This is a genomic window from Blastococcus saxobsidens DD2, assembly GCF_000284015.1.
GTDB classification, from domain to species: domain Bacteria; phylum Actinomycetota; class Actinomycetes; order Mycobacteriales; family Geodermatophilaceae; genus Blastococcus; species Blastococcus saxobsidens_A.
This window is the reverse complement of the sequence record NC_016943.1, coordinates 2,458,566-2,479,543: the sequence shown is the minus strand read 5'-3', so window position 1 is coordinate 2,479,543 and position 20,978 is coordinate 2,458,566. Positions and strand designations below refer to the sequence as shown.

At 72.7% G+C, this 20,978-nt stretch carries 24 protein-coding genes; 17 read left to right on the top strand and 7 right to left on the bottom strand.

Annotated elements, in window-relative coordinates; all coding sequences use genetic code 11:
• The first annotated feature begins 8 nt into the window (after positions 1-8).
• The 5 genes from folD to BLASA_RS11685 all read left to right on the top strand — a co-directional run bounded on the left by folD (position 9) and on the right by BLASA_RS11685 (position 4,116).
• The gene (gene folD / locus BLASA_RS11700; RefSeq protein WP_014376351.1) at positions 9-869 is read left to right on the top strand and encodes a bifunctional methylenetetrahydrofolate dehydrogenase/methenyltetrahydrofolate cyclohydrolase FolD; all 861 of its coding nucleotides are present in this window, start codon (positions 9-11) and stop codon (positions 867-869) included.
• Complete coding sequence (locus BLASA_RS26280) at positions 869-997, top strand: hypothetical protein (RefSeq protein WP_269446669.1); 129 nt, start codon at positions 869-871, stop codon at positions 995-997. The genes folD and BLASA_RS26280 overlap by 1 nt, the downstream gene beginning before the upstream one ends.
• The gene (locus BLASA_RS11695; RefSeq protein WP_014376350.1) at positions 994-1,635 is read left to right on the top strand and encodes a cyclodeaminase/cyclohydrolase family protein; all 642 of its coding nucleotides are present in this window, start codon (positions 994-996) and stop codon (positions 1,633-1,635) included. Before BLASA_RS26280 ends, BLASA_RS11695 begins: the two co-directional genes overlap by 4 nt.
• Before the next feature lie 34 nt (positions 1,636-1,669).
• Positions 1,670-2,542 (top strand): dihydropteroate synthase, encoded by an 873-nt coding sequence (gene folP, locus BLASA_RS11690; RefSeq protein WP_041776422.1) that lies wholly within the window; start codon positions 1,670-1,672, stop codon positions 2,540-2,542.
• 80 nt (positions 2,543-2,622) lie between these two features.
• Positions 2,623-4,116 carry an aldehyde dehydrogenase family protein gene (locus BLASA_RS11685; protein ID WP_014376348.1) on the top strand — a complete coding sequence of 498 codons (1,494 nt, stop codon included), beginning with the start codon at positions 2,623-2,625 and terminating at the stop codon, positions 4,114-4,116.
• A gap of 40 nt (positions 4,117-4,156) precedes the next feature.
• On the opposite strand, the gene BLASA_RS11680 is transcribed toward BLASA_RS11685, so the two are convergent.
• Positions 4,157-4,753, bottom strand: coding sequence for a 5-formyltetrahydrofolate cyclo-ligase (locus BLASA_RS11680; protein ID WP_014376347.1), 597 nt, complete (start codon positions 4,751-4,753; stop codon positions 4,157-4,159).
• A 186-nt stretch (positions 4,754-4,939) separates the two neighbouring features.
• On the opposite strand from BLASA_RS11680, the gene BLASA_RS11675 reads away from it, so the two are divergent.
• Positions 4,940-5,119, top strand: coding sequence for a hypothetical protein (locus BLASA_RS11675; RefSeq protein ID WP_041775729.1), 180 nt, complete (start codon positions 4,940-4,942; stop codon positions 5,117-5,119).
• Positions 5,120-5,219: 100 nt separating this feature from the next.
• On the opposite strand, the gene BLASA_RS11670 is transcribed toward BLASA_RS11675, so the two are convergent.
• Together BLASA_RS11670 and BLASA_RS11665 are read right to left on the bottom strand one after the other, a co-directional pair.
• Positions 5,220-6,131, bottom strand: coding sequence for an alpha/beta hydrolase (locus tag BLASA_RS11670; protein ID WP_231839451.1), 912 nt, complete (start codon positions 6,129-6,131; stop codon positions 5,220-5,222).
• A 1-nt stretch (position 6,132) separates the two neighbouring features.
• Complete coding sequence (locus BLASA_RS11665) at positions 6,133-7,236, bottom strand: LLM class flavin-dependent oxidoreductase (protein WP_014376344.1); 1,104 nt, start codon at positions 7,234-7,236, stop codon at positions 6,133-6,135.
• Positions 7,237-7,712: 476 nt separating this feature from the next.
• On the opposite strand from BLASA_RS11665, the gene BLASA_RS11660 reads away from it, so the two are divergent.
• The 7 genes from BLASA_RS11660 to BLASA_RS11630 all read left to right on the top strand — a co-directional run bounded on the left by BLASA_RS11660 (position 7,713) and on the right by BLASA_RS11630 (position 14,109).
• The gene (locus tag BLASA_RS11660; RefSeq protein WP_014376342.1) at positions 7,713-8,471 is read left to right on the top strand and encodes an ABC transporter ATP-binding protein; all 759 of its coding nucleotides are present in this window, start codon (positions 7,713-7,715) and stop codon (positions 8,469-8,471) included.
• Positions 8,458-9,168, top strand: a complete 711-nt coding sequence (locus BLASA_RS11655; protein ID WP_014376341.1) for an ABC transporter ATP-binding protein — start codon at positions 8,458-8,460, stop codon at positions 9,166-9,168. Before BLASA_RS11660 ends, BLASA_RS11655 begins: the two co-directional genes overlap by 14 nt.
• Entirely contained in the window at positions 9,169-10,050 is an 882-nt protein-coding gene (locus BLASA_RS11650; RefSeq protein WP_014376340.1) for a branched-chain amino acid ABC transporter permease, read from the top strand. It begins immediately after the preceding gene.
• Positions 10,050-11,111 (top strand): branched-chain amino acid ABC transporter permease, encoded by a 1,062-nt coding sequence (locus BLASA_RS11645; RefSeq protein WP_014376339.1) that lies wholly within the window; start codon positions 10,050-10,052, stop codon positions 11,109-11,111. Before BLASA_RS11650 ends, BLASA_RS11645 begins: the two co-directional genes overlap by 1 nt.
• 26 nt (positions 11,112-11,137) lie before the next feature.
• Complete coding sequence (locus tag BLASA_RS11640) at positions 11,138-12,400, top strand: ABC transporter substrate-binding protein (protein WP_014376338.1); 1,263 nt, start codon at positions 11,138-11,140, stop codon at positions 12,398-12,400.
• Between the two features lie 198 nt (positions 12,401-12,598).
• Positions 12,599-13,012, top strand: a complete 414-nt coding sequence (locus BLASA_RS11635) for a PaaI family thioesterase (RefSeq protein ID WP_014376337.1) — start codon at positions 12,599-12,601, stop codon at positions 13,010-13,012.
• Positions 13,013-13,182: 170 nt separating this feature from the next.
• Complete coding sequence (locus BLASA_RS11630; protein ID WP_014376336.1) at positions 13,183-14,109, top strand: DMT family transporter; 927 nt, start codon at positions 13,183-13,185, stop codon at positions 14,107-14,109.
• Here BLASA_RS11630 and BLASA_RS11625 read toward each other — a convergent pair.
• Complete coding sequence (locus tag BLASA_RS11625; protein ID WP_014376335.1) at positions 14,085-14,945, bottom strand: amidohydrolase family protein; 861 nt, start codon at positions 14,943-14,945, stop codon at positions 14,085-14,087. The two genes, BLASA_RS11630 and BLASA_RS11625, sit on opposite strands and share 25 nt — an antisense overlap.
• Positions 14,946-15,097: 152 nt before the next feature.
• On the opposite strand from BLASA_RS11625, the gene BLASA_RS11620 reads away from it, so the two are divergent.
• Positions 15,098-15,550: a MaoC family dehydratase gene (locus BLASA_RS11620; protein ID WP_014376334.1), complete on the top strand. Its 453-nt coding sequence runs from the start codon at positions 15,098-15,100 to the stop codon at positions 15,548-15,550.
• On the opposite strand, the gene BLASA_RS11615 is transcribed toward BLASA_RS11620, so the two are convergent.
• Together BLASA_RS11615 and BLASA_RS11610 are read right to left on the bottom strand one after the other, a co-directional pair.
• Complete coding sequence (locus BLASA_RS11615) at positions 15,531-16,067, bottom strand: gamma carbonic anhydrase family protein (protein WP_014376333.1); 537 nt, start codon at positions 16,065-16,067, stop codon at positions 15,531-15,533. The genes BLASA_RS11620 and BLASA_RS11615 overlap by 20 nt on opposite strands.
• A 43-nt stretch (positions 16,068-16,110) precedes the next feature.
• A complete protein-coding gene (locus tag BLASA_RS11610; RefSeq protein WP_014376332.1) occupies positions 16,111-16,908 on the bottom strand; it encodes an enoyl-CoA hydratase-related protein in 798 nt (265 codons plus the stop codon).
• Between the two features lie 128 nt (positions 16,909-17,036).
• On the opposite strand from BLASA_RS11610, the gene BLASA_RS11605 reads away from it, so the two are divergent.
• On the top strand, positions 17,037-17,795 hold the full coding sequence (locus tag BLASA_RS11605; RefSeq protein ID WP_014376331.1) for an SDR family NAD(P)-dependent oxidoreductase: 759 nt from the start codon (positions 17,037-17,039) through the stop codon (positions 17,793-17,795).
• Positions 17,792-18,349, top strand: a complete 558-nt coding sequence (locus tag BLASA_RS11600; protein ID WP_014376330.1) for a RidA family protein — start codon at positions 17,792-17,794, stop codon at positions 18,347-18,349. The genes BLASA_RS11605 and BLASA_RS11600 overlap by 4 nt, the downstream gene beginning before the upstream one ends.
• Before the next feature lie 19 nt (positions 18,350-18,368).
• On the opposite strand, the gene BLASA_RS11595 is transcribed toward BLASA_RS11600, so the two are convergent.
• Positions 18,369-19,211, bottom strand: a complete 843-nt coding sequence (locus tag BLASA_RS11595; RefSeq protein ID WP_014376329.1) for a PaaX family transcriptional regulator C-terminal domain-containing protein — start codon at positions 19,209-19,211, stop codon at positions 18,369-18,371.
• 131 nt (positions 19,212-19,342) lie between these two features.
• Here BLASA_RS11595 and BLASA_RS11590 point away from each other — a divergent pair, with 131 nt between their 5' ends.
• On the top strand, positions 19,343-20,950 hold the full coding sequence (locus BLASA_RS11590; RefSeq protein ID WP_014376328.1) for an AMP-binding protein: 1,608 nt from the start codon (positions 19,343-19,345) through the stop codon (positions 20,948-20,950).
• Positions 20,951-20,978 lie beyond the last annotated feature (28 nt).

Sequence of the window (20,978 nt, the reverse complement as noted above, 5' to 3'; positions counted from 1 at the left end):
AGCGTCCGATGACCGCGCGGATCATCGACGGGAGCGCCGTCGCCAAGAAGGTGCGTGAGGACGTGGCGGGCGGCGTGGACCGGCTCGTCGCCGCGGGCGGTACCCCTCCCGGCCTGGCCACGATCCTCATCGGGGACGATCCGGCCTCGGAGGTCTACGTCCGCAGCAAGCGCCGCCTGAGCGTCGCCGCCGGCATGCAGGACCTGCACCGCCACCTGCCCGGCGACGTCGACCAGGAGACGGCCGCCGCGCTCGTCGACGAGCTGGCCGCCGACCCGGCGGTGTCGGGCATCCTGCTCCAGCTCCCGACTCCGGGCCACCTGGACTCCGATGCGCTCCTGGCCCGCATCCCCGCGGAGAAGGACGTCGACGGGCTGACCACGCTGAACGCGGGGCGCCTCGCCCAGGGCCGCGCCGCGCTCCGGCCGTGCACGCCGGCCGGGGTGATGCGGCTGCTGGAGGAGTACGAGGTGTCCCTGTCCGGCGCGGAGGCCGTCGTCGTCGGCCGGTCGGTGCTGGTCGGCAAGCCCATGGCGCAGTTGCTGCTGGCCGCCCACGCGACGGTGACCATGGCCCACTCCCGCACGCGGGATCTCGCCGAGGTGTGCCGGCGCGCCGACGTGCTGGTGGTCGCCGCGGGGATCCCCGGCCTGGTCGGTGCCGATGCCGTCAAGCCCGGCGCCACGGTGATCGACGTCGGCATCCACCGCGGCGAGGACGGGCTGCACGGCGACGTCGAGTTCGGCCCGGTCTCCGAGGTGGCCGGCGCGATCACGCCGGTGCCGGGTGGCGTCGGCCCGATGACGATCGCCATGCTGCTGGCCAACACCCTCACCGCGGCCCGGGTCCAGCAGGGCATCGCGGACTGATGAGCCGGCCCTGGGCGCGGCTCGACGACCTGCGCGCGGGCGAGGCCGCCCGGCCGGCCGGCGGACGGGCGTTCGCGCACGCCCGGCCCGAGGCCGCCGTCGACACCTCGCCGGTGGCCGGCCCGTGAGCGGCGGGGGCGACGGGCGGGACGAGGTCGACGGCCAGTCCCTCGGCGAGTTCCTCGGCCAGCTGGCCGCGCGCATGGCCGCGCCGGGGGCGGGTGCCACCGCCGCGGTCGAGGGGGCCCTGTCGGCGTCCCTGGTCGCGATGGTCGGCCGGTTCACCACGGACGAGGAGCACGCCGAGCTGGTCGGCGAGATCGTGGCGGCCGCCGACGCGCAGCGCGACGCCTGTCTCCAGGCCGCCGCCGACGACGAGACAGCGTTCTCGGCCGTCGCCGCGGCGATGAAGCTGCCGCGCGGCACCGCCGACGAGCAGGCGGTACGGCGACGCCGGCTCTCCGAGGCGCAGCTGGACGCCACGCGGCCGCCGCTGGCGATCCTCCGCTCGGCCGCCGAGCTCGTGTCGCTGGCCGAGCGGGTGCTGCCGGTCGCGAACCGCAACCTCGTCAGCGACGTGGCCGCGGCCACCGCAGCCGCCCGGGCCGCCGCCACGACGGCGCGGCTGGCCGTGGAGGCCAACCTGGCCGGCATCGGCGACGAGCGGGCGCGGGACGACCTCGCCGCGGCAGTGGCGGAGGTCGAGGACCTGGCGCGGCGTGCCGACGAGGTGGCGGCCGCGGTACGGGAGCGGATGCGCCGATGACCGTTCCACAGCTGCGGTCGGAGGCCCGGCCGTGATGCTCCGTCCCGGCCGGTGCGTCGTCATGGGGATCCTCGACGTCACCCCCGATTCGTTCTCCGACGGGGGCCGCCACGACACCGTCGACGCGGCCGTCGCGCACGGGCTGGCGATGACCGCCGCGGGCGCCGACTACGTCGACGTCGGCGGGGAGTCGACGCGTCCCGGCGCCGCGCGCGTGGACGCGGCAACGGAGTGCTGCCGCGTGCTGCCCGTGGTCGCCGCACTCTCCCGGCTCGGGGTCGCGGTGAGCGTCGACACCACCCGCGCACAGGTGGCCGCAGCGGCGCTGGACGCCGGTGCGGTCATGGTCGACGACGTCAGCGGCGGCCTCGCGGACCGCGACATGGCGCGGGTGGTCGCCGAGGCCGGCGTTCCCTGGGTGCTCGTGCACCGGCGCGGGCGCATCCGCGACATGTACGCCGCAGCCACCTACGACGACGTGGTGGCCGACGTCCGGCGGGAACTGTGCGAGCGCGTGGACGACGCGCTGGCCGCCGGGGTCTCCCCCGGCCGGCTCGTGATCGACCCGGGCCTGGGCTTCGCGAAGCAGCCCGAGCACGACCTCGCCCTCCTCGCCGGCCTGGAGACGCTCACGGATCTGGGTCTCCCGGTCCTGGTCGGCGCCTCCCGGAAGCGCTTCCTGGGGGCGGTCCTCGCCGACGACGGCGGGCTCCCTCGGCCACCCGACCGACGGGAGGGCGCCACCGTGGCCACCACCGTGCTCGCGGCCCGGGCCGGGGCCTGGGGCGTGCGGGTGCACGACGTGCCGGCCAGCGCCGACGCGGTGCGCGTGGTCGCCGCCGTCGGCTCGGGCGCACCGGCGGGTGTCTCGCGCAGGAAGGTGGTCCCCGGCCTGACGCGTACCTGAGGACTCGCGCTCCGGCGCAGGATCGGGGTGCCACCCGGCATCCCGGGCAGAACGGAACCCACAGAGAGGTGGCGGTCCAGATGACCGACCTGTTGAGCACGACGGCTCCGGTGACGACGGGGCTCTACATCGGCGGGGAGACCCGATCCACCGCGAACGTGCTGGATGTCGTCGACCCGGCCCGGCCGGGCGTCGTCGTGGGGCACGCGGCGGCGGCGACGGAGGACGACGTGGCGGACGCCGTCGCGGCGGCCAAGGAGGCCTATCCGGCCTGGTCGGCCCTGCCCGCCACCGAACGGGCGGCCACGATGGCCGCCGCCATCGAGGGGATCGCCGACGACCGCGACGAGGACGCGCGGGTGCTGGCGCTGGAGAACGGCAAGATCCGCATGGAGTCCTGGATCGATGCCCTGGTCTTCGAGATCCGGTGGCAGCTGGCGCTCTCGCTGGCCGACGAGGTGGACCAGGTGACGGTGCTGCCGCCCGCGCCGGGGATCCCCGTCGAGACCACGGTCGGCTACCAGTCGCTCGGCGTGGTGAGCATCATCGTGCCGTTCAACTGGCCGATCGCCATCCTCGGCGCGGCGCTCCCCCACGCCCTGCTGGCCGGCAACACCGCGGTCATCAAGCCGCCGCCCACCACGCCGCTGGCGATCACCCGCCTGGTGCAGCGCGTCGCCGAGAAGTTGCCCCCGGGCGTGATCAACATCGTGACCGGCAAGGACACCGAGATGGGGCCGCTGGTCGACAACCCCGACGTCGCCAAGATCTGCTTCACCGGCAGCGTGAACGGCGGCAAGCGGATGATGGAGATGGCCTCCCGCAGCCTCACCCGCGTCACCCTGGAGCTGGGCGGGAACGACCCGGCGATCATCCGTGCCGACGCCGTCCTCGACGACGAGCACCTCGACCGGCTGTACGCCGGGATCTACGACACCACCGGCCAGATCTGCATGGCCGCCAAGCGGATCTACGTGCACCGCTCCCGCATGGACGAGGTGGTGGCCGGACTGGCCGCGCGGCTGGAGAAGGTCGTCCTCGGTCACGCCCTGGCCGAGGGCACCACGATGGGGCCGCTGCACCAGTCCGCGCAGAAGGCGTTCGTCACCGAGATCATCGAGGAGGCGCGGGACTCCGGCGCGACCGTGCTGGAGTTCGGCGAGCTGCCCGGTGGGGAGCTCGCCGAGGGCAACTTCGTGCGCCCCGCCATCGTCGTCGAGCCCGCTCCGGCACTCCGGGTGGTCACCCAGGAGCAGTTCGGGCCGGTGATCCCGGTGATCCCGTTCGACGACGACGCCGAGGCGGTGCGGCTGGCGAACGACACCTGGGGTGGGCTGTGCGGCTCGGTCTGGACCGCCGACACCGAGGCCGCCGACCGGCTCGGCGCCCAGCTCGCGGTGGGCTACGTCTGGGTCAACGACCACGGCGCCACCCGGCTGGACCTGCGGGCCCCGTTCGGCGGCATGAAGCAGTCCGGCATGGGGCGCGAGCAGGGCATCGAGGGCGTCCGCGCCTTCCAGGACACCCGCTCGATCGCGCACCTGGTCCCGGGCGCGGGCGAGGGCTCGCACTGACGCACGCAGGCGGCCGGCGGGGGCACTCCCCCGCCGGCCGTCAGCCGCCGCGCGGCGCGAGGTCCGCCCAGCCGCCGGACGGCGTCACCACCGCCGTCACCGGGCGGTCGTGCACCTCGCGCGGCAGCTCGTCCACCCGTTCGTCGTCGAAGACGACCGTGACCAGCACGACGTCCGGCCGCGCGTGCACCAGCGCCCGGTCGTAGTAGCCACCTCCCCGGCCCAGCCGGATCCCGGCGCGGTCCACCGCCAGCGCCGGCACGACGACGGCGTCGGCCTCCCCGATCGCGGTCGGACCGAGCCGCGGACCGGTGGGGTGGGACAGGCCGTAGCGGCCGGGCTCCAGGTCGCCGGTGTAGCGGCCCCAGTCCATCACCCGGCCCCGGTCCGGCACGACCGGCAGCAGGATGCGGGCCCCGAGCTCGGCGTAGGCGTCCGGCAGCCGGCCGCTCCCCGGTTCGGTGGGGTCCGGGACGAAGGCGGCCAGCGTGCGGACGCCGGCGAGCCCGGTGACCAGCGCCGCGGCGACCGCGTCGGCGGCCGCGGTGCGTTCGGCGACCGGGCGGGCCCGCCGCCGGGCGAGGAGGTTCTCGCGCAGCACGACCTTCGCCAGGACCGGGGCAGCCGGTTCGACCATCCCGGCAGCATAGAGAGCAGCGCGGCAGGGCCGAGTCCTCGACGGCGGCCCGGCGGAACTCCCCGCGCCCCTCCCGTTGTCGGTTCGGAGGCGCCGGCGACCGGGTACGGGAGGGGTTCCGCCCGCGACCGCCGGGCCGCTGTGATCCCGACGGGGCCACCGGGGCGGTCTGGCCGAGGAGAACCGATGCGCACCCACTCAGGAACCCGGATCCGTACGTGGCGCCGCGTGGTCGCCGCAGTGAGCGTGGCCTCGGCCCTGGTACTGAGCGCCGCCGGCTGCGGGGACGACGCGGCGGATCAGGAGATCACCGACGTGGACGACACCCAGGCTCCCGTCGACCCGACCGTGGAGCCGGTCGAGTAGGCCCCTGCCGCACGGCGACCCGACGCCGGAGTTGCACCTGTGCTCCCACGGCAGCGGGTCGATCCCGGAGCAGCCGGTGATCGTGGACGGCGTACGACCGTCAGCTGACGCCCGCGGCCTCCGCCCCGCCTTCCGAGGAGTCCGGCCCCGAGAGGAGGACGCTGCGCACGAAGGCGGCCACCGCCGCCAGGCTCGACGGCGCGTCGAAAGCCGGGTCCTCGTGGTTCGCCCCGGCCAGCAGCAGCAGCGACGCATCCACGCCCCGGGCCCGCAGTGCCCGGTGGAGGGTGCGGCTGTGCTCCGATGGAACGAAGCCGTCCCGGTCTCCGTGCATGAGCAGAAAGGGCGGGGCGCCGGGGCGCACGTGGCTGACCGGACTGGCCGCCCGGGCTGCGACCGCCACCTGCTGGACGGACTCCGCACCGAGCAGGCGCGCCTCCGAGGAGGGGCTCGGTGGCGGACCGGTCAGGAACGGTGGCGGTGGCCCCTCCGGCACGTCGGTGTCACGCAGGGTGAGGTCCGTGATCGGGAACCAGCACACGGCGGCCTGGACCGAGCTGTCGCCGAGGTCGCCATCGCACGCGTCCGGGCACAGCGCCAGCAGAGCGGCCAGGTGACCACCCGCCGAGGCGCCCCACACGCCGATGCGCTCGGCGTCCAGGCCCAGGCCCAGGCCCGCCGCGTTCCGGCGCAGCCAGCGGACCGCCGACCGTACGTCGTCGAGCGGTGCCGGGAACGCCGCCTCACCGCTGAGCCGGTACTGCACGGCCGCGACCGCCACCCCGCTCGCGGCCACAGGCACCAGTCGTTCGGCAGCCCGGGCGGTTCGTGATCCGCGCGCCCAGCCGCCGCCGTGCAACCACAGGCACAGCGGTGCCGGCCGGGTCTCCGGCAGGTACAGGTCCAGGTGCAGCTCCACCCCCTGCTCGGAGCCGTACACCAGGTCCGGCTGCACCGTCACGCCCGCAGCAGCGCCGCCGACCGCCGCTCCGACCCCGCGTCCGGCCGTCACGTCAGCTCCCGGCAGCCACTGCGACCCCGCGGACCGCCGGGATCACCTCGTCGCGGAACAGCCGCAGCGAGCGCAGCGACGTCTCCGGCTCCAGCGACCCCCAGGCGAAGGAGCCTGCGACGTAGTTCACCTCGCCGACCGTGACCGCCTCAGCCACCTGCCGGGCGACCGTCTCGGGCGAGCCGACGTAGAGCTTGCCCTCGGCGAGGAGCTGGTCGACGTCCACCGGCCCGCCGCGCCGCTCGTCGCCGTGCCGCCGCCAGAGGTGCGTGAAGCTGCTGTGGTGGTCGGCGAAGGCGGGCCGGAGCAGGGCCAGCGCCTCGTCGTCGGTCGGCGCGACGAGCACGTGCCGCATCAGCCCGAACCGCGGCGTCACCCCCGGCAGGCCGTACCGGACCTCGCCACTCTCGCTGGCTTCCCGGAAGCGTTCGAAGAAGAGCCTGCTCTGCTGCTGGACGACGGCCAGCGGCGGGGAGAAGAACCCGAAACCGAAGATCACGTTGTAGCCCTGCTGTCCCAGCCGCGGGATCGAGTCGGGGTTGGACGTCGGATACCACAGCGGTGGGTGCGGCCGCTGGCGCACCGGAACGTGCAGCGGAACGGGCTCCCCGCCGCCGTCCGGACCCGGGCGCCGGAAGACCCCGGCCTCCAGCGCCTCGAGGATCGCCGGCATCAGCTCCTCGAAACGGTCCGCAGTCTGCGGCGGCGTCAGCCCGTACATCGCGGCCTCGTGCGGGGAGGAACCCTTACCCACCCCGATCTCCAGCCGCCCGCCGCTGAGCTGGTCGAGCATCCCGATCTCCTGCACCAGCCGGAGCGGGTCGTACAGCGGCACGATGAACGTCGTCGGCGCGAGCCGGATCCGTTCGGTGGCCTGTGCGGCCGCGGCCAGGAACAGCGCCGGAGAGGGTGCCAGGCCCAAGGGGGTGCCGTGGTGCTCGGCGAGGTGGTAGGTCGTGAAACCGCCACGGTCGGCTTCGGACAGCAGGCGCAGACGGTCCTCGTACACGTCACCCGGAGACTTCCCGGGCGCTGCGTCGATCCAGTCGAAGAGGCCGAACGCGATGTCGTGCTCGGCGTCCGTTGCCCCCGGATGAGGCGACATGACGTGAGTCCTCCCGTCCTCGAGGGCGCGGCCCGCAGGGTGTCCAGGTCACCGTAGGCCCTGCGCTGGTCCGGTACCGACAGCCTGGTTCCACGCCGGCCGGAACCGCCGGAGCGGTACGAGCGGAGCCCGCCGGCCGAGGGCGAGGCTCCCGCCTCCCGTGGGCTGCGGGCCGAACGGTGACTCCAGCCCGACAGCGACGAGGGTGGGGCCGGTCCACCAGCAGGTCACGGTCTGGGAACGGTCGTGCGGGCGGACGGCGAAGTGATCGACGTCCCGACCGCTCGTGCCGCATCATGGCCCGAGCACAACGCGCCAACAAGATTGTCAACGAACCTGTTGCACCATCAACCACGCGACGTAGCATCGCGCGACCACAGTGACCCCCTTCACCCTGTGGTCGACGACGGCTGAGAGGCAGGATGGGCCCGATTACAGGAACCGATGCGCCGGACCCAGCCCTCAGCGTGCGAGATGTGTCGCTCCACTTCGGCGGCATCTCCGTGCTCGACGCCGTCTCGTTCGATGTGCCCCGCGGCAGCATCTTCGGTCTCGTCGGACCGAACGGCGCGGGCAAGACCTCGCTGTTCAACTGCATCAGCGGGCACTACCAGCCGAGCGCCGGCTCGATCCTGGTCGATGGGACCGAGACCGTCCGCGCTCCCGCCTGGCGCATGGCGAAGTTCGGGCTCGCGCGGACGTTCCAGCACCCGGCGCTCCGGCTCGACGCGTCCGTGCTCGAGAACGTGATGCTCGGGGCGCACTCGTGGATGCCGGGCGGTCCCGTCGCGTGGTCGCTGCGCCTGCCGCCGACCCGGAAACGTGAACGTGAGGCGCGCGCGACGGCTCTCGACCTGCTCGAGCGCACGGGTCTCGGCTGGGCGGCTGCGATGCCCGCCGACGAGCTCTCGCACGGACTGCACAAGGGCGTCGAGCTGTGCCGCGCGCTGCTCTCGCGCCCGCGTCTGCTGCTGCTGGACGAGCCCGCCGCCGGGCTCTCGCACAGCGAGGTCGAGCAGCTCATCGGGACCGTCCGTGAGATGCGCCGGGAGTTCGAGCTCACGGTCGTGGTCGTCGAGCACCACATGGGGCTGATCTCGGCGCTGACCGATCGCGTGGTCGTCCTGGACCACGGCGCCAAGCTCATGGAGGGCACCGCGGCAGAGGCGCAGTCGGACAGCCGGGTGGTCGAGGCCTACCTGGGCAGAGAGGCCGGGGCTGATGAGTCTGCTTGAGCTCGAGGACGTCACCGCTTCCTACGGCCACGCGCAGGTGCTGCACGGCATCTCGCTGTCCCTCCCGGAGAACGGTGCGACGGGACTGCTCGGCGCGAACGGTGCCGGCAAGACGACCACGTTGCGAGCGATCAGCGGAACGGTGAGCACCACCGGCCGGATCCTGTTCGAGGGGCGCGACATCACCGGGCTCGGTCCCGATCGGACGGCGCACCTCGGCATCGCTCACGTGCCGGAGGGCCGGGGCACCATCGGCCAGCTCAGCGTGCGGGACAACTTGCTCGTGGGCGCCTACCAGCGCCGTGACCGCAAGCAGATCGCGACGGACATCGACTACTGCCTCGACCTGTTCCCCAACCTGCAGGACCGGGTGAAGTCGAACGCCGCGGCCCTGTCCGGCGGTGAGCAGCAGATGCTGGCGGTCGCGCGGGCATTCATGGCGAAGCCGCGGGTGATCCTCCTCGACGAGGCGTCCCTCGGGCTCGCGCCGAGCACCGCCCGGCGGGTGTACGACGCGGTCGTGCGACTCCGCCGCGAGGCGCAGGTGTCGATGATCGTCGTCGAGCAGAACGCGAATCTCGCGTTCTCGGTGGTGGACGACGCCACCGTGCTGGAGACGGGTCGTGTCGCACTGAGCGGCAGCAGGGACGAGCTCATGGGCATGGACGCAGTTCGCCGCGCGTACCTGGGGGGTTAGGTGTCGTACTTCATCCAAGTCGTGGTGGACGGACTGTCCAACGGAGCGATCTACGCCGCTCTCGCGCTCGCGATCGTCCTGGTCCACCAGGCCACCGGCCTGATCAACTTCGCGCAGGGCGCCATGGCCGTCTTCGCCACCTTCCTGGCGTACGCACTGACGCGTGCCGGGGTGCCCGTCCTGCTCGCGCTGCTCGCGGCGGTCGTGTTCGGCTTCGTCCTCGGCGCCCTGATCGAGCGGGGGGTGATGCGGCACTTCGAAGGCGGCGACCCCGACACCGCGGTCGTCGCAACCATCGCCCTGCTCGTGCTGCTGTCGGGCGTGTCGGCGCTCTTCTTCGGCTACGAGCCGCACCCGTTCCCCTCGTTGTTCCCCAACGAGACCATCGGCGTGCTCGGGGCCTTCGTGAGCCTGCGTTCCATCGGTACGATCGCTGTGCTGATCGTGATCATGGTGCTGCTGCAACTGCTGTTCCGTACCACCAAGCTCGGGCTGGCCATGCGGGCAGTCGCCGACAACCCGCAGTCGTCCGCACTGTCGGGTCTTCCCGTCAGCCGGTTGCTCATGATCGGCTGGGGCCTGGCCGCGGCGCTGGGCGCGATCGCCGGCGTGCTCGTCGCCCCCCAGCTCTTCATCAGCCCCGGCATGCTCGACTTCGTGCTCGTCTACGCGCTCGCGGCGGCCATTCTCGGCGGCCTCGACTCCCCGATCGGCGCAGTGGTCGCCGCCGCCTTCATCGGCGTCGCCGAGGGTCTCGCCGGCGCCTATGTCGACTTCATCGGTGACGATCTGAAGATCGCGGTGCCGTTCATCGCCGTCATCGTGATCCTCATCGTGCGGCCACAGGGACTGTTCGGACGGAAAGTCACGGTGCGCGTCTGATGGACAAGCTGCTTGCCTCTCGCTCCAGAGCCGTCGCCGGCCTCGTCGTGCTCGCGATCGTGCTCGTCATGGCCCCGCTGGTGTCCAGCCCCTACATCAACTACCAGCTCTCGACGATCGCGGTGTTCGCCGTGGCGATCCTGGGCCTCAACATCGTGATGGGTTACACCGGCCAGGTGTCGCTCGGGCAGAGCGCCTTCCTGGGCCTCGGGGCCTACATCGCGGCATACGGGGTCCTGAACGACTGGCCCGTGGCACTGTCGCTGCTGCTCTGCGCGATCATCCCGGCCGCGGTCGGAATGCTCGTGGCCCTCGCGGCTGCGCGGCTGCGCGGACTCGCACTGGCGATGATCACCCTTGCCCTGCCGATCATCGGAGTTCCGCTCGCTCGGCGGTTCTCGGATTTCACCGGCGGCTCCCAGGGCCAGACCGTCAGGTGGCTCGAGGCCCCGGGGTGGAGCGGCCTGGCGAACGACCAGTGGCGGTACTACGTCGTCGTCGTCATCGCGGTCGTCGCGTTCGCCCTCGCCCGCAACCTGGTCCGGGGGCGCGTCGGCCGGTCCTTCGCCATCGTCAAGGAGAACGAGGCGGTCGCGCTCTCCATGGGGGTCTCGCCGTACCGCACGAAGGTGCTCGCCTTCACGATCGCGTCACTGCTGGGCGGGGTGTCGGGCTTCATGTACCTCGGCGTCGTGCAGTACACCTCGCCCGAAACGCTCAGCTTCTTCACCTCGATCAACCTCGTTGCCGCGATGGTGATCGGCGGCTCCGCGAGCATCGTGGGCACCGCGCTCGGATCGCTCTACTACGTGCTCGTGCCGCTGCTCGCCGGTCAGGTGAACTCGTCGCGCACCGCGCTGATCTCCGGCGTCATCCTGCTGGCGGTGCTGTTCCTCCTGCCCGCCGGCCTCGTGTCCCTGCCGCGCCGGCTCGCCCGGCTGGCCTCCTCCGCCCGTCGTCGCGGGCATCCGACGACCGATCCCCCGGCACCCGAGATCGCGACGCCGCCGGCGTCCGCACCCTCGGACGCCCCCGCCAAGCAGTCCCCCACCGTCAGGTAGACCCGCCCACCGAAAGAGGTACTCCGATGACGAAGAACCGAACCGCGGCGCATGCGAAGGGCGTGGTCGCCACCGTCGGCGTCGCCGCGCTGCTCGTATCCGGCTGCACCCGTGAGGAGGCCCCGGTCGGCGCCGGAGAAGAGGGCGCCGCGAGCCCCGGCATCACCGACGACTCCGTCAGCATCGGCACCAGCAGCCCGCTCAGCGGTCCCACCGCCGGCCCCGGTTCCTGCTCGGTCGCCGGGCTGGCCGCCTACATCGAGGCGAAGAACGCCGCCGGCGGGTTCGAGTTCGGTGACGGCAACACCCGTACCGTCGAGTTCACCTACCTCGATGACGCCTACGACCCCGCCAGGGCCGTGTCGAACTTCCGTCAGCTCGTCGACGACGGCATGTTCGCCTACGTCGGAGCGCTGGGGACGCCGACCAACGCGGCCGTGATGCCGATCGCCGAGCAGCAGGAGGTTCCTCAGGTCCTGCTCATGACCGGCGCCACCATGTTCTCGGAGGACCCGGAGGCGCACCCCTGGACCACGGGCTTCGTGCCGACCTACGCCGCGGAGGGCCGCGCGTTCGGCGAGCTGCTCGCGGACGCCGACCAGCCGGTCACGGTCGCGACGCTCGCCCAGAACGACGACTTCGGCGAGAGCTACCTGAGAGGCTTCGAGGAGGCCATCGAGGGCAGCCAGGTGGAGGTCGTCGCCTCGGCCACGTACGAGCCGACCGACACCACCCTCGACAGCCAGGTGACCGAGCTGGCGGCGAGCAACGCCGACGTACTGCTCAGCGCCGTCTCGGTCACCCCGCTGCAGGTCGGCGTGCTCAGGAAGGCGCAGTCGCTCGGCTGGACGCCGCGCATCTTCCTGCCGTCGAACACGTCGACGCCGGCAGTCATCCTGCAGCCCGGCGGCGCGGCCGCCTACCCCGCGGTCTACACGCCGACCTTCGCGAAGAACCCGAACTCGCCGGCGTTCGCGGAAGACGAGGACGTGCAGGCGTACAACGAGGCGTTCGAGCAGTACGGCGCAGACATCGCTCCCGCGTACACCCCGCACTGCGCGTGGAGCTACGCCGAGGGCGCGGTGCTCGAGGAGGCCTTCGCGAACATGGAGGAGCCGACCCGCGAGTCGTTCATGACCGCGCTGAACTCGATCAGCGGCTTCGAGGCGCCGCTGCTCCTCGACGGTGTCACGGTCGACACCACGCAGGAGGGCGAGGGAGCCGTTTCGACGGTCGAGCTGGTCCAGTACGACGGGGAGAGCGGCTTCACGCCGGTCGACGGATACTGATCTCCCCACTGATCGGGGCCCGGGACTCGTCCCGGGCCCCGATCATCGTGATTTCCGCGTCCGACGTGGGGCGGCCGGAAGACCCGCGGACGGCCATTCCGATCCAGCCTGGCCTTCGGTCGCCAGGGCACCTGGTGCCCCCGCCGTTGCGGACCCGTATGGGCACGTCGTCGCCCGGGACGGCGCTAGGGTGGCCGCGTGATCACCGAAGCCCCGGCCTGGTTCCCCGAGGACATCTCCAGCGCCCTGGACGAGAAGCTGGGCATCGAGATCACCGAGTGGGATCCCCGTCGCGTCGTCGCCCGGATGCCCGTCGAAGGCAACACGCAGCCGTACGGCCTGCTGCACGGAGGAGCGACGTGCAGCCTCGTCGAGGCCGTGGGTTCGTACGCAGCGGCGCTGGGAGCCGGGCCCGGAGCTCATGTGGTGGGCATCGAGCTGAATGCCAGCTACCACCTGTCAGCCACGTCCGGGCACGTCACGGCAGTCTGCACGCCCCTCGGTTCGGAACTTCCCCTGGCCGCCTTCGCGATCGAGGTCTTCGACGACCGGGGACAGCTGACGACCAGCGCCCGCCTCACCTGCATGGTCCGACCGGCCCGTGACGCCTGAGTGCCCTCTCCGCATCACCTGACGCGAGCCGGCGGGTCCTCCCCCGCCCGACAGCGGTCGGCATCACGGGTCGCAGTTGCACGGCAGTGCGCTGAAGCACCCGGTGCCGCGCCGTGCCTTGTCACGGACGCCGCCGCGGTGATCGGTTCGGCACCGTCAGACTGGCACGCGTGACGGCAACGACATCGCGGGTCCAGACGCTCGGCGGGCCGGCGTTGTTCGTACTCCTCTGGAGCACCGGGTTCGTCGGCGCCAAGTACGGGTTGCCCTACGCCCCACCGTTCACCTTCCTCGCCGTGCGGCTGGGCCTCGCGGCGGTGCTGCTCGCGCTCGTCGCCGCAGCGCTCCGGTCGGCCCGGATGCCGGATCGGGCCCAATACGGGCGCGCCTCCGTCGCCGGCCTCCTGCTGCACGCCGGCTACCTCGGCGGCGTCTTCTACGCGATCTCGCTCGGAGTGCCGGCCGGCGTCGCGGCGGTCGTCGTGAGCCTGCAGCCGGTGCTCACCGCCGTCCTCGCATCCCACGTGCTGGGTGAGCGCCCGACCTCGCGGCAGTGGGTCGGGCTGGTCCTGGGGCTGACCGGCGTCGCACTGGTCGTCGGGCCGGGTGTCCTCGCGACCGGCTCGGCCGAGCCGCTGCCGACGGTCGGGTTGATCGCCTGCGTGGTCGCCCTGGTCTCGGGCACCCTCGGCACGGTCTGGCAGAAGCGGCACGGCGACGGGATCCCGCTGGTATGGGGCACCACGGTCCAGTACGCCGCGTCGGCCGCGCTGCTGCTGGTGGTCGCGCTCGTCACCGAGGACCCGTCGATCCGCTGGACCGGGGAGTTCGTCGCGGCGTTCGTCTGGCTGGTGCTCGTGCTGTCGATCGGCGCCGTCCTGCTGCTGCTCCTGTTGCTGCGCCGAGGCACCGCCGCCGGCGTGTCGAGCCTCTACTACCTCGTTCCGCCGGCCACGGCGATCGAGGCATACCTGCTGTTCGGTGAGACCCTCGCCGGGCTGTCGCTCGTCGGCATCGGCGTCACCGCGCTCGGGGTCGCGCTGGTCGTCGTCCCGCAGCGGAAGCGGGTGGATCAGGCCGGGTCGAGCCCGGAGTAGACCTGCAGGGCGTTGCCACCGAGGACCAGGGGGACGACGTCCTCGGGCAACCCGAGGGAGGCGACCGCCCGCGCATTCGCGGCCTGCCCGGGGACGCCGGGCCAGTCGGTGCCGTAGATCCACTTGCGGGACAGGCGGCCGAGGTCGAACCGGCTGTAGTAGTCCGGGAGCCGCTTCGGCGGCAGGCCCGACAGCTCGATCCAGACGTTGGGCCGCGAGACGGCGAGGAACGCTGCCGCGTCGTACCACCAGCCGCGGCCGCCATGCGCCAGGACGACGTCCAGCTCGGGGAAGTCGCGCAGGACGGCGTCGAGCAGCGTCGGGTCGGCGTAGGCATTGGTCGACCCGGGGAAGCTGCTCGTGCCGCAGTGGACGACCAGCGGGACGCCCCGCTCGACCAGCACGCTGTAGGCCGGGTAGAGCGCGGCGTCGTCGGCCCGGAACCCGCCGTGCACCGGGTGGATCTTCAGGGCCGCCGCGCCGTGGTCCAGCTGCCGCACCAGCTCACGGGCGATCGGGAAGTGCAGGTGCGGGTTGACGTTGGCGACCGGCCGGAACCGCCGGGGGTTGTGCTCGACCAGCGGGAGCAGGTCGTCGAAGTGCTGGTAGCCGGTCGCCTTGGGGCTGTACTCGCAGAACAGCAGGGCGACGTCGACTCCCTCGCCGGCCATGAGCCCGTCGAGCTCCGCCGGGTCCGGCGTGCCGTCCGGTCGCCAGATCCGGTCGAGGATGCCGGGCGCGCCGAACTGCCGGGCCCAGTCCACCCACGCCGGCGCCAGCGATGCCAGGTGCGGAACGTGGACGTGCGCATCGACCAGCAGGTGTCCATCGAGCATGTCTCCGACCGTCCTCTCGCCGTGCGCGACGGCTCGGCCGCCATCCATCGCTGTACTACGCCGGGCGGCGCTCGACGCTCATGCTGTGTAGCACATCGGGTGGTTCTCGACCGGGTCGAGGGCGGCGGCTGGTCGGGTCCTACATTCGCCCGATGAGCGAGCGCTGGTTCGAGGACTACGTCGTCGGCACGACGACCGAGCACGGTTCGATTCGGGTCGACGAGGACGAGGTGCTCGACTTCGGACGCCGGTTCGACCCGCAGCCCTTCCACATCGACCCCGATGCCGCGGCGACCGGCCCCTATGGCGGTCTGATCGCCAGCGGCTGGCACACCTGCGCGCTCATGATGCGGCTGCTGGCCCAGGAGTACCTCTCCCCCGCCTCCAGCCTGGGCTCGCCCGGGATCGACGAACTCCGCTGGGTCCGACCGGTCCGCCCGGGCGACGAGCTGCTCCTGCGCACCACCGTCGACGAGGCCCGGCTGTCCCGCAGCAAGCCCGATCGCGGGCTCGTGCGGACCCGCGTCGAGCTGGCCAACGGCGACGGCGACGTCGTCCTCAGCCTCACCGCGATGAACCTGATCCTCACCCGTCCTGCCGGCTGACCTCCACGATCCCGGCGGCATGCCGCCCCGCCAGCTGCCGGTAGGCCGACGGGTTTCCGTCCACCCACCCGGCCGCCGCCTGCGACAGCGGGCCGCGCACCCGGGCCGGCGCGCCGAGAGCCAGGACCTCGTCCGGGATCACCGCTCCCGGCGGCACCAGGCTGTGCGCACCGACCAGGGCACGGGCCCCGACCCGCGCACCGTCCTGCACGGTGGCGCCGTTCCCGATCAGAGCCTCTGCGCCGATGACCGCGCCGTGCACGACGCACAGGTGACCGACCGTCGCGCCGGGACCGACCTCCGTCTCCGGATCGGCGCCACCGTGGAGCACCGAGTTGTCCTGGACGTTCGCGCCGGCACGGATGAGGATGCGGCCGAAGTCGGCCCGCAGCACCACCCCGTACCAGACCGAGGCGCCGGCCTCGACGACGACGTCGCCGATCAGCGTGGCCGTCGGCGCGACCCACGCCTCGGGATGGACCTGCGGCGACCGGCCTTCGAAGGCGAACAGGGGCATGTGCGGCACCCTAGGGACGGCGCCGCAACGGCCGGCCGCCGGGTCAGCGGTACTTCGAGAAGTCCGGCGGCCGCTTCTCGGCGAAGGCCCGCGCCCCCTCCATGCCTTCCTCGCTGGTGGCGTAGTGCGCCAACCCGTCGAAGGCCAGGTGCGAGATGCCGCTCATGTGGTCGCTGTCGGCGTTGAACGAGTGCTTGAGGAACTTGATCGCGGTCGGTGAGTAGGAACCGATCTTCCGGGCCCACTCCCGCGCCTTCTCCACCAGCTGCTCCTGGGGCACGACCTCGTTCACCAGCCCCCAGCGCTCGGCCGTCACCGCGTCGTAGCGGTCGAGGAGGAACCAGATCTGCCGAGCGCGCTTCTCCCCCACGACCCGGGCCAGGTAGGCCGACCCGAAACCGGCGTCGAAGGAGCCGACCCGAGGCCCCGCCTGCGCGAAGGTGGCGTTCTCGGCGGCGACGGTGAGGTCGCAGAGCACGTGCAGCACGTGCCCGCCGCCGATCGCGATGCCGTTGACGGCAGCGATCACCGGCTTCGGGATGTCCCGGATGATGCGGTGCAGCCGCTCGATCTCGAAGGTGCCCCACTCCGTCTCGCCGTAGCCGCCGGTCTCCGCGCGCTCCTTGACGTCACCGCCGGTGCAGAAGGCCCGTTCCCCGGCGGCAGTGAAGATGACGGCGGCGACGCGACGGTCCGCCCAGGCGTACTTGAACGCCGAGATCAGCTCGTCGACCGTGCGGCCACGGAACGAGTTCATCCGCTCGGGCCGGTCGATCGTGATGACCGCGTGGTTGTCCTCCTCCACCTCGTACCGGATGTCGGTGAACTCTTCGATCTTCATCCGTGCGTCCTCTCTCGTCGACGTCCCCGGGCCGCTCGCGGCCGACCTGCGATGGCGCCGAGCCGCTGCCCGATCCGGGGTATGTCGCCATGTTGACGGGCGTCACCGGGAAGTGGCAAGCTCCGGCGGTGCCCGCCCGTCGCTGCCTCGTCACCGGGGCAGGGCGCGGCATCGGTGCCGCCGTGGCGCAACGCCTGTCCGCCGAAGGCCACTCCGTCGCCCTCACCGCACGCAGCGGCGAGGAGCTCAGCGCGCTGGCCGCCCGGCTGCCCGGCCCCTCGCTCGTCGTGCCGGCCGACCTGACCGACCCCACCGCCGCCGACACGGTGATCTCCCGCGTCGAGGCGGAGTGGGGCGGCCCGGTCGAGGTGCTGGTGCTCAACGCCGGGGCCGGCACCTCGGCGCCGCTGGCCCGGACGACCGATGAGGACTGGGCCCGCATGCTCGAGCTCAACCTCACGGCGCCGTTCCGGCTGCTGCGCCGGGCGCTGCCCGGCATGGTCGAGCAGCGCTGGGGGCGGGTGGTCGCCGTGGCGTCGATCGCGGCCAAGGCCGGGGACCCGTACGTCAGCGCCTACACCGCGAGCAAGCACGGGCTGCTCGGACTGGTCCGGTCGGCGGCCGCCGAGGTCGCCACGAAGGGGGTCACGGTCAACGCGGTGTGCCCCGGCTTCGTGGACACCCCGATGACCGCCGACACGGTGGCGACGATCAGCGCCACCACCGGCCGGACCGAGGCCGAGGCGCGGGACACGCTGGCCCGCCGCCAGCCGATCGGGCGGCTGATCGACCCGGAGGAGGTCGCCGACGTGGTGCTGATGTGCGTGCACAGCAGTGCGATCACCGGCCAGGGGCTCAATGTCGACGGAGGAACGGTGCAGTCATGAGCGGACAGGGGCGTGAGCATCGCAGCGAGGCGGCCGCCGACAGGGAGGGAGCATCGCAGCGAGGAACGAGCGAGGAGCGGACCGACCGCGGAGGCGGCCTGGGCATCGGAGCGAGGAGCGGAGCGGCCCGCGGGAGCGAATCAGAGGCGGGGAGCGGTCTCGAACGGATCAACCCGCCCGAGCTGGCCCGGCCGGCCGGCTTCTCGCACGCGGTGCTCGCCCACGGCAACCGGATCGTGTTCCTGGCCGGGCAGACCGCCCTCGACGCCGGGGGCCGGATCGTCGGCGACGGCGTCGTGGCGCAGTTCGAGCAGGCGCTCGGCAACCTGCTGACCGCCCTGCGCGCGGCCGGCGGCGAACCCGAGCACCTCGCGACGCTGACGATCTACGCCGTCGACATCGAGGACTACCGCGCCCACGCCCGGGAAATCGGCGCCGTCTGGCGACGGCTCATGGGCACCGACTACCCGGCGATGGCCGGCATCGGCATCGCCCGCCTGTGGGACGCCGAGGCCCTCGTCGAGGTACAGGGCATCGCCGCCCTTCCCGCCTGAGACATCCGTCCGCCGCCGGTCAGGCGCCGATCAGCCGGCGGGCGTGGTCGTGCGCCGGGCCGGTCAGGCGGCCGCTCAGGTCGGCGAACAGATCCGCGGCCCGGGCTCCGTTCCAGTCGGCGGGCAGCAGGTGCAGCGGCAGACCCGGGTCGGCGTAGGGCAACCCCCGCCAGTCGGTCAGCAGCCGCACGTAGTCGGCGAACGCCTGCTCGGGCGCTGCTCCGTCGTCGGCCGCCCGCCGTTCGCGCACCGGTTCCTGGCGGTCGAGGAACTCCGCGTAGCGGGCGTGCAGGTGGTCCAGGTCCCACCAGCGGGCCACGGTGTCGGGCACCTCGCCGAGAGCCAGGTGGGCACCGCGGAAGAACTCGACGTACCCGGCGAGACCCCGGCGACCGAGCACCTCGGCGGCCTCGTCGGCCAGGTGGTCGGGCGCCACCCAGACGCCCGGGGCGACGGTCCCGAACCCGAGCCGGGTCAGCTGGGAGCGGAGCTGGTGCCGGCGGTCCCGCTCGGACTCGGGGACGGAGAACACGACCAGCAGCCAGCCGTCGGCCTCGTCCGCGCGGCGCCGGCCGAAGATCCGCGCATCGCCGTCGGCCAGGATCTCCTCGGCCACCTCGGTGAGCGCGTAGCCGGCGACCCCGTCCACCCGCCGGGAGTCCAGCAACCCACGCCGCTTGAGCCGGGAGATCGACGACCGCACGGCCGACTCCTCGACACCGAGGTCGGCCATCAGCCGGACGACGGCGGCGACGGACAGCCAGCTGCCGTGCTCGCGGGCGTACAGGCCGTAGAGCGTGACGATCAGCTGCCGGGGCTGGAGGGCGCCGGCCTGGCCGGCCACCTCCTCGACGACGGTCACCGGCTCACGATAGCGACGGCCGGCCGTGATCCCCGCCGTTCATCGCGCGTTGTTGACTCTCGTTAGGTAGACGCAATACCGTGCATCTGCCGGGCTCGCCGTATTCCGAACCCTCCCCGAGAGGCACCTCGATGACGCAGATGACCCCGCTGAGCCACTCCGCCCACCGGGACACGTTCAGCCGGGACAACCTGCCCCCGGCCGACCAGTGGCCGGCGCTCGACCTGGGACCGCTCGACTACGGCGAGCGGCTCAACTGCGCCACCGCCCTGCTGGACGCGACGATCGACCGCCTGGGTCCCGACCGCCCGTGCCTGCGCTCGCCGGACGGGACCGTGTGGAGCTACGGCGACCTGCGCGCGCACGCCAACCGGATCGCCGCCGTCCTCGTCGACGACCTCGGGCTGGTTCCCGGCAATCGCGTGCTGCTGCGCGGCTACAACGAGCCCTGGCTGGTCGCCTGCTGGCTCGGGGTGCTCAAGGCCGGCGGTGTCGCGGTCACCACGATGCCGCTGCTGCGGGCCGGCGAGCTGGCGACGATGGGCGAGATGTGCCGGCCCGCCGTCGCCCTGTGCGACCACAGGCTGACCGAGGATCTCGAGCGCGCGGCGATCCCCGGCCTGACGACGACGGCCTTCGGTGCGACGGGACCCGAGGACCTGTGCGTCCGGGCCGCGGACAAGCCGGCGGAGTTCGCCGATGTCGACACCGCCGCCGACGACGTGGCGCTGCTGGCCTTCACCTCCGGGACGACCGGGCGCCCGAAGGCGACCATGCACTTCCACCGGGACGTGCTCGCCATCGCCGACACCTTCTCCGCCCACGTGCTGCGCCCCGAGCCGGATGACGTCTTCACGGGCTCACCGCCGATCGGCTTCACCTTCGGACTCGGCGGTCTGGTGGTCTTCCCGCTCCGGGTCGGTGCCAGCGTGCTGCTGCTGGAACGGGCGACCCCCGACGTCCTCGCCGATGCCGTGGCCGAGCACTCGGTCACGGTGCTGTTCACCGCCCCCACCGCCTACAAGGCGATCCTCGCCTCCGGCCGGGCCGACCGGCTGGCCGGCGTCCGCCGTGCGGTCTCCGCCGGCGAGGCGCTTCCTGCCGCCGCCTGGCAGGAGATCCACGCCGCGACCGGGCTGCGCATCATCGACGGCATCGGGGCGACCGAGCTGTTGCACATCTTCATCGCCGCCGCCGACGGCGACATCCGCCCCGGCTCGACCGGACGGGCCGTCCCCGGCTACACCGCCGCCGTCCTCGACCACGAGGGCAGGCCGGTCCCGGACGGGACCCCGGGTCACCTGGCGGTACGCGGGCCGACCGGGTGCCGGTACCTCGCCGGAGACCGGCAGGAGATATACGTCCGGAACGGCTGGAACGTCACCGGCGACACCTACGTCCGCGACGCCGACGGCTACTTCTTCTACCAGGCCCGGACCGACGACATGATCGTCTCCGCCGGCTACAACATCGCCGGTCCGGAGGTGGAACAGGCGCTGCTCGGCCACCCCGACGTCGTCGACTGCGCGGTGGTGGGTGCACCCGACCCGGAGCGCGGAATGGTCGTCAAGGCCTTCGTCGTCCTCGGTCCCGCGTGCACCCGACAGGTCACGGCCGAGGAGCTCCAGGACTTCGTCAAGCAGTCGATCGCGCCCTACAAGCGCCCGCGGGTGGTGGAGTTCGTCGAGGAACTGCCCCGGACCAGCACCGGCAAGCTCCAGCGGTACCGGCTGCGCTGACCGCCTCTTCCGTTCCGTTGACGGTCGT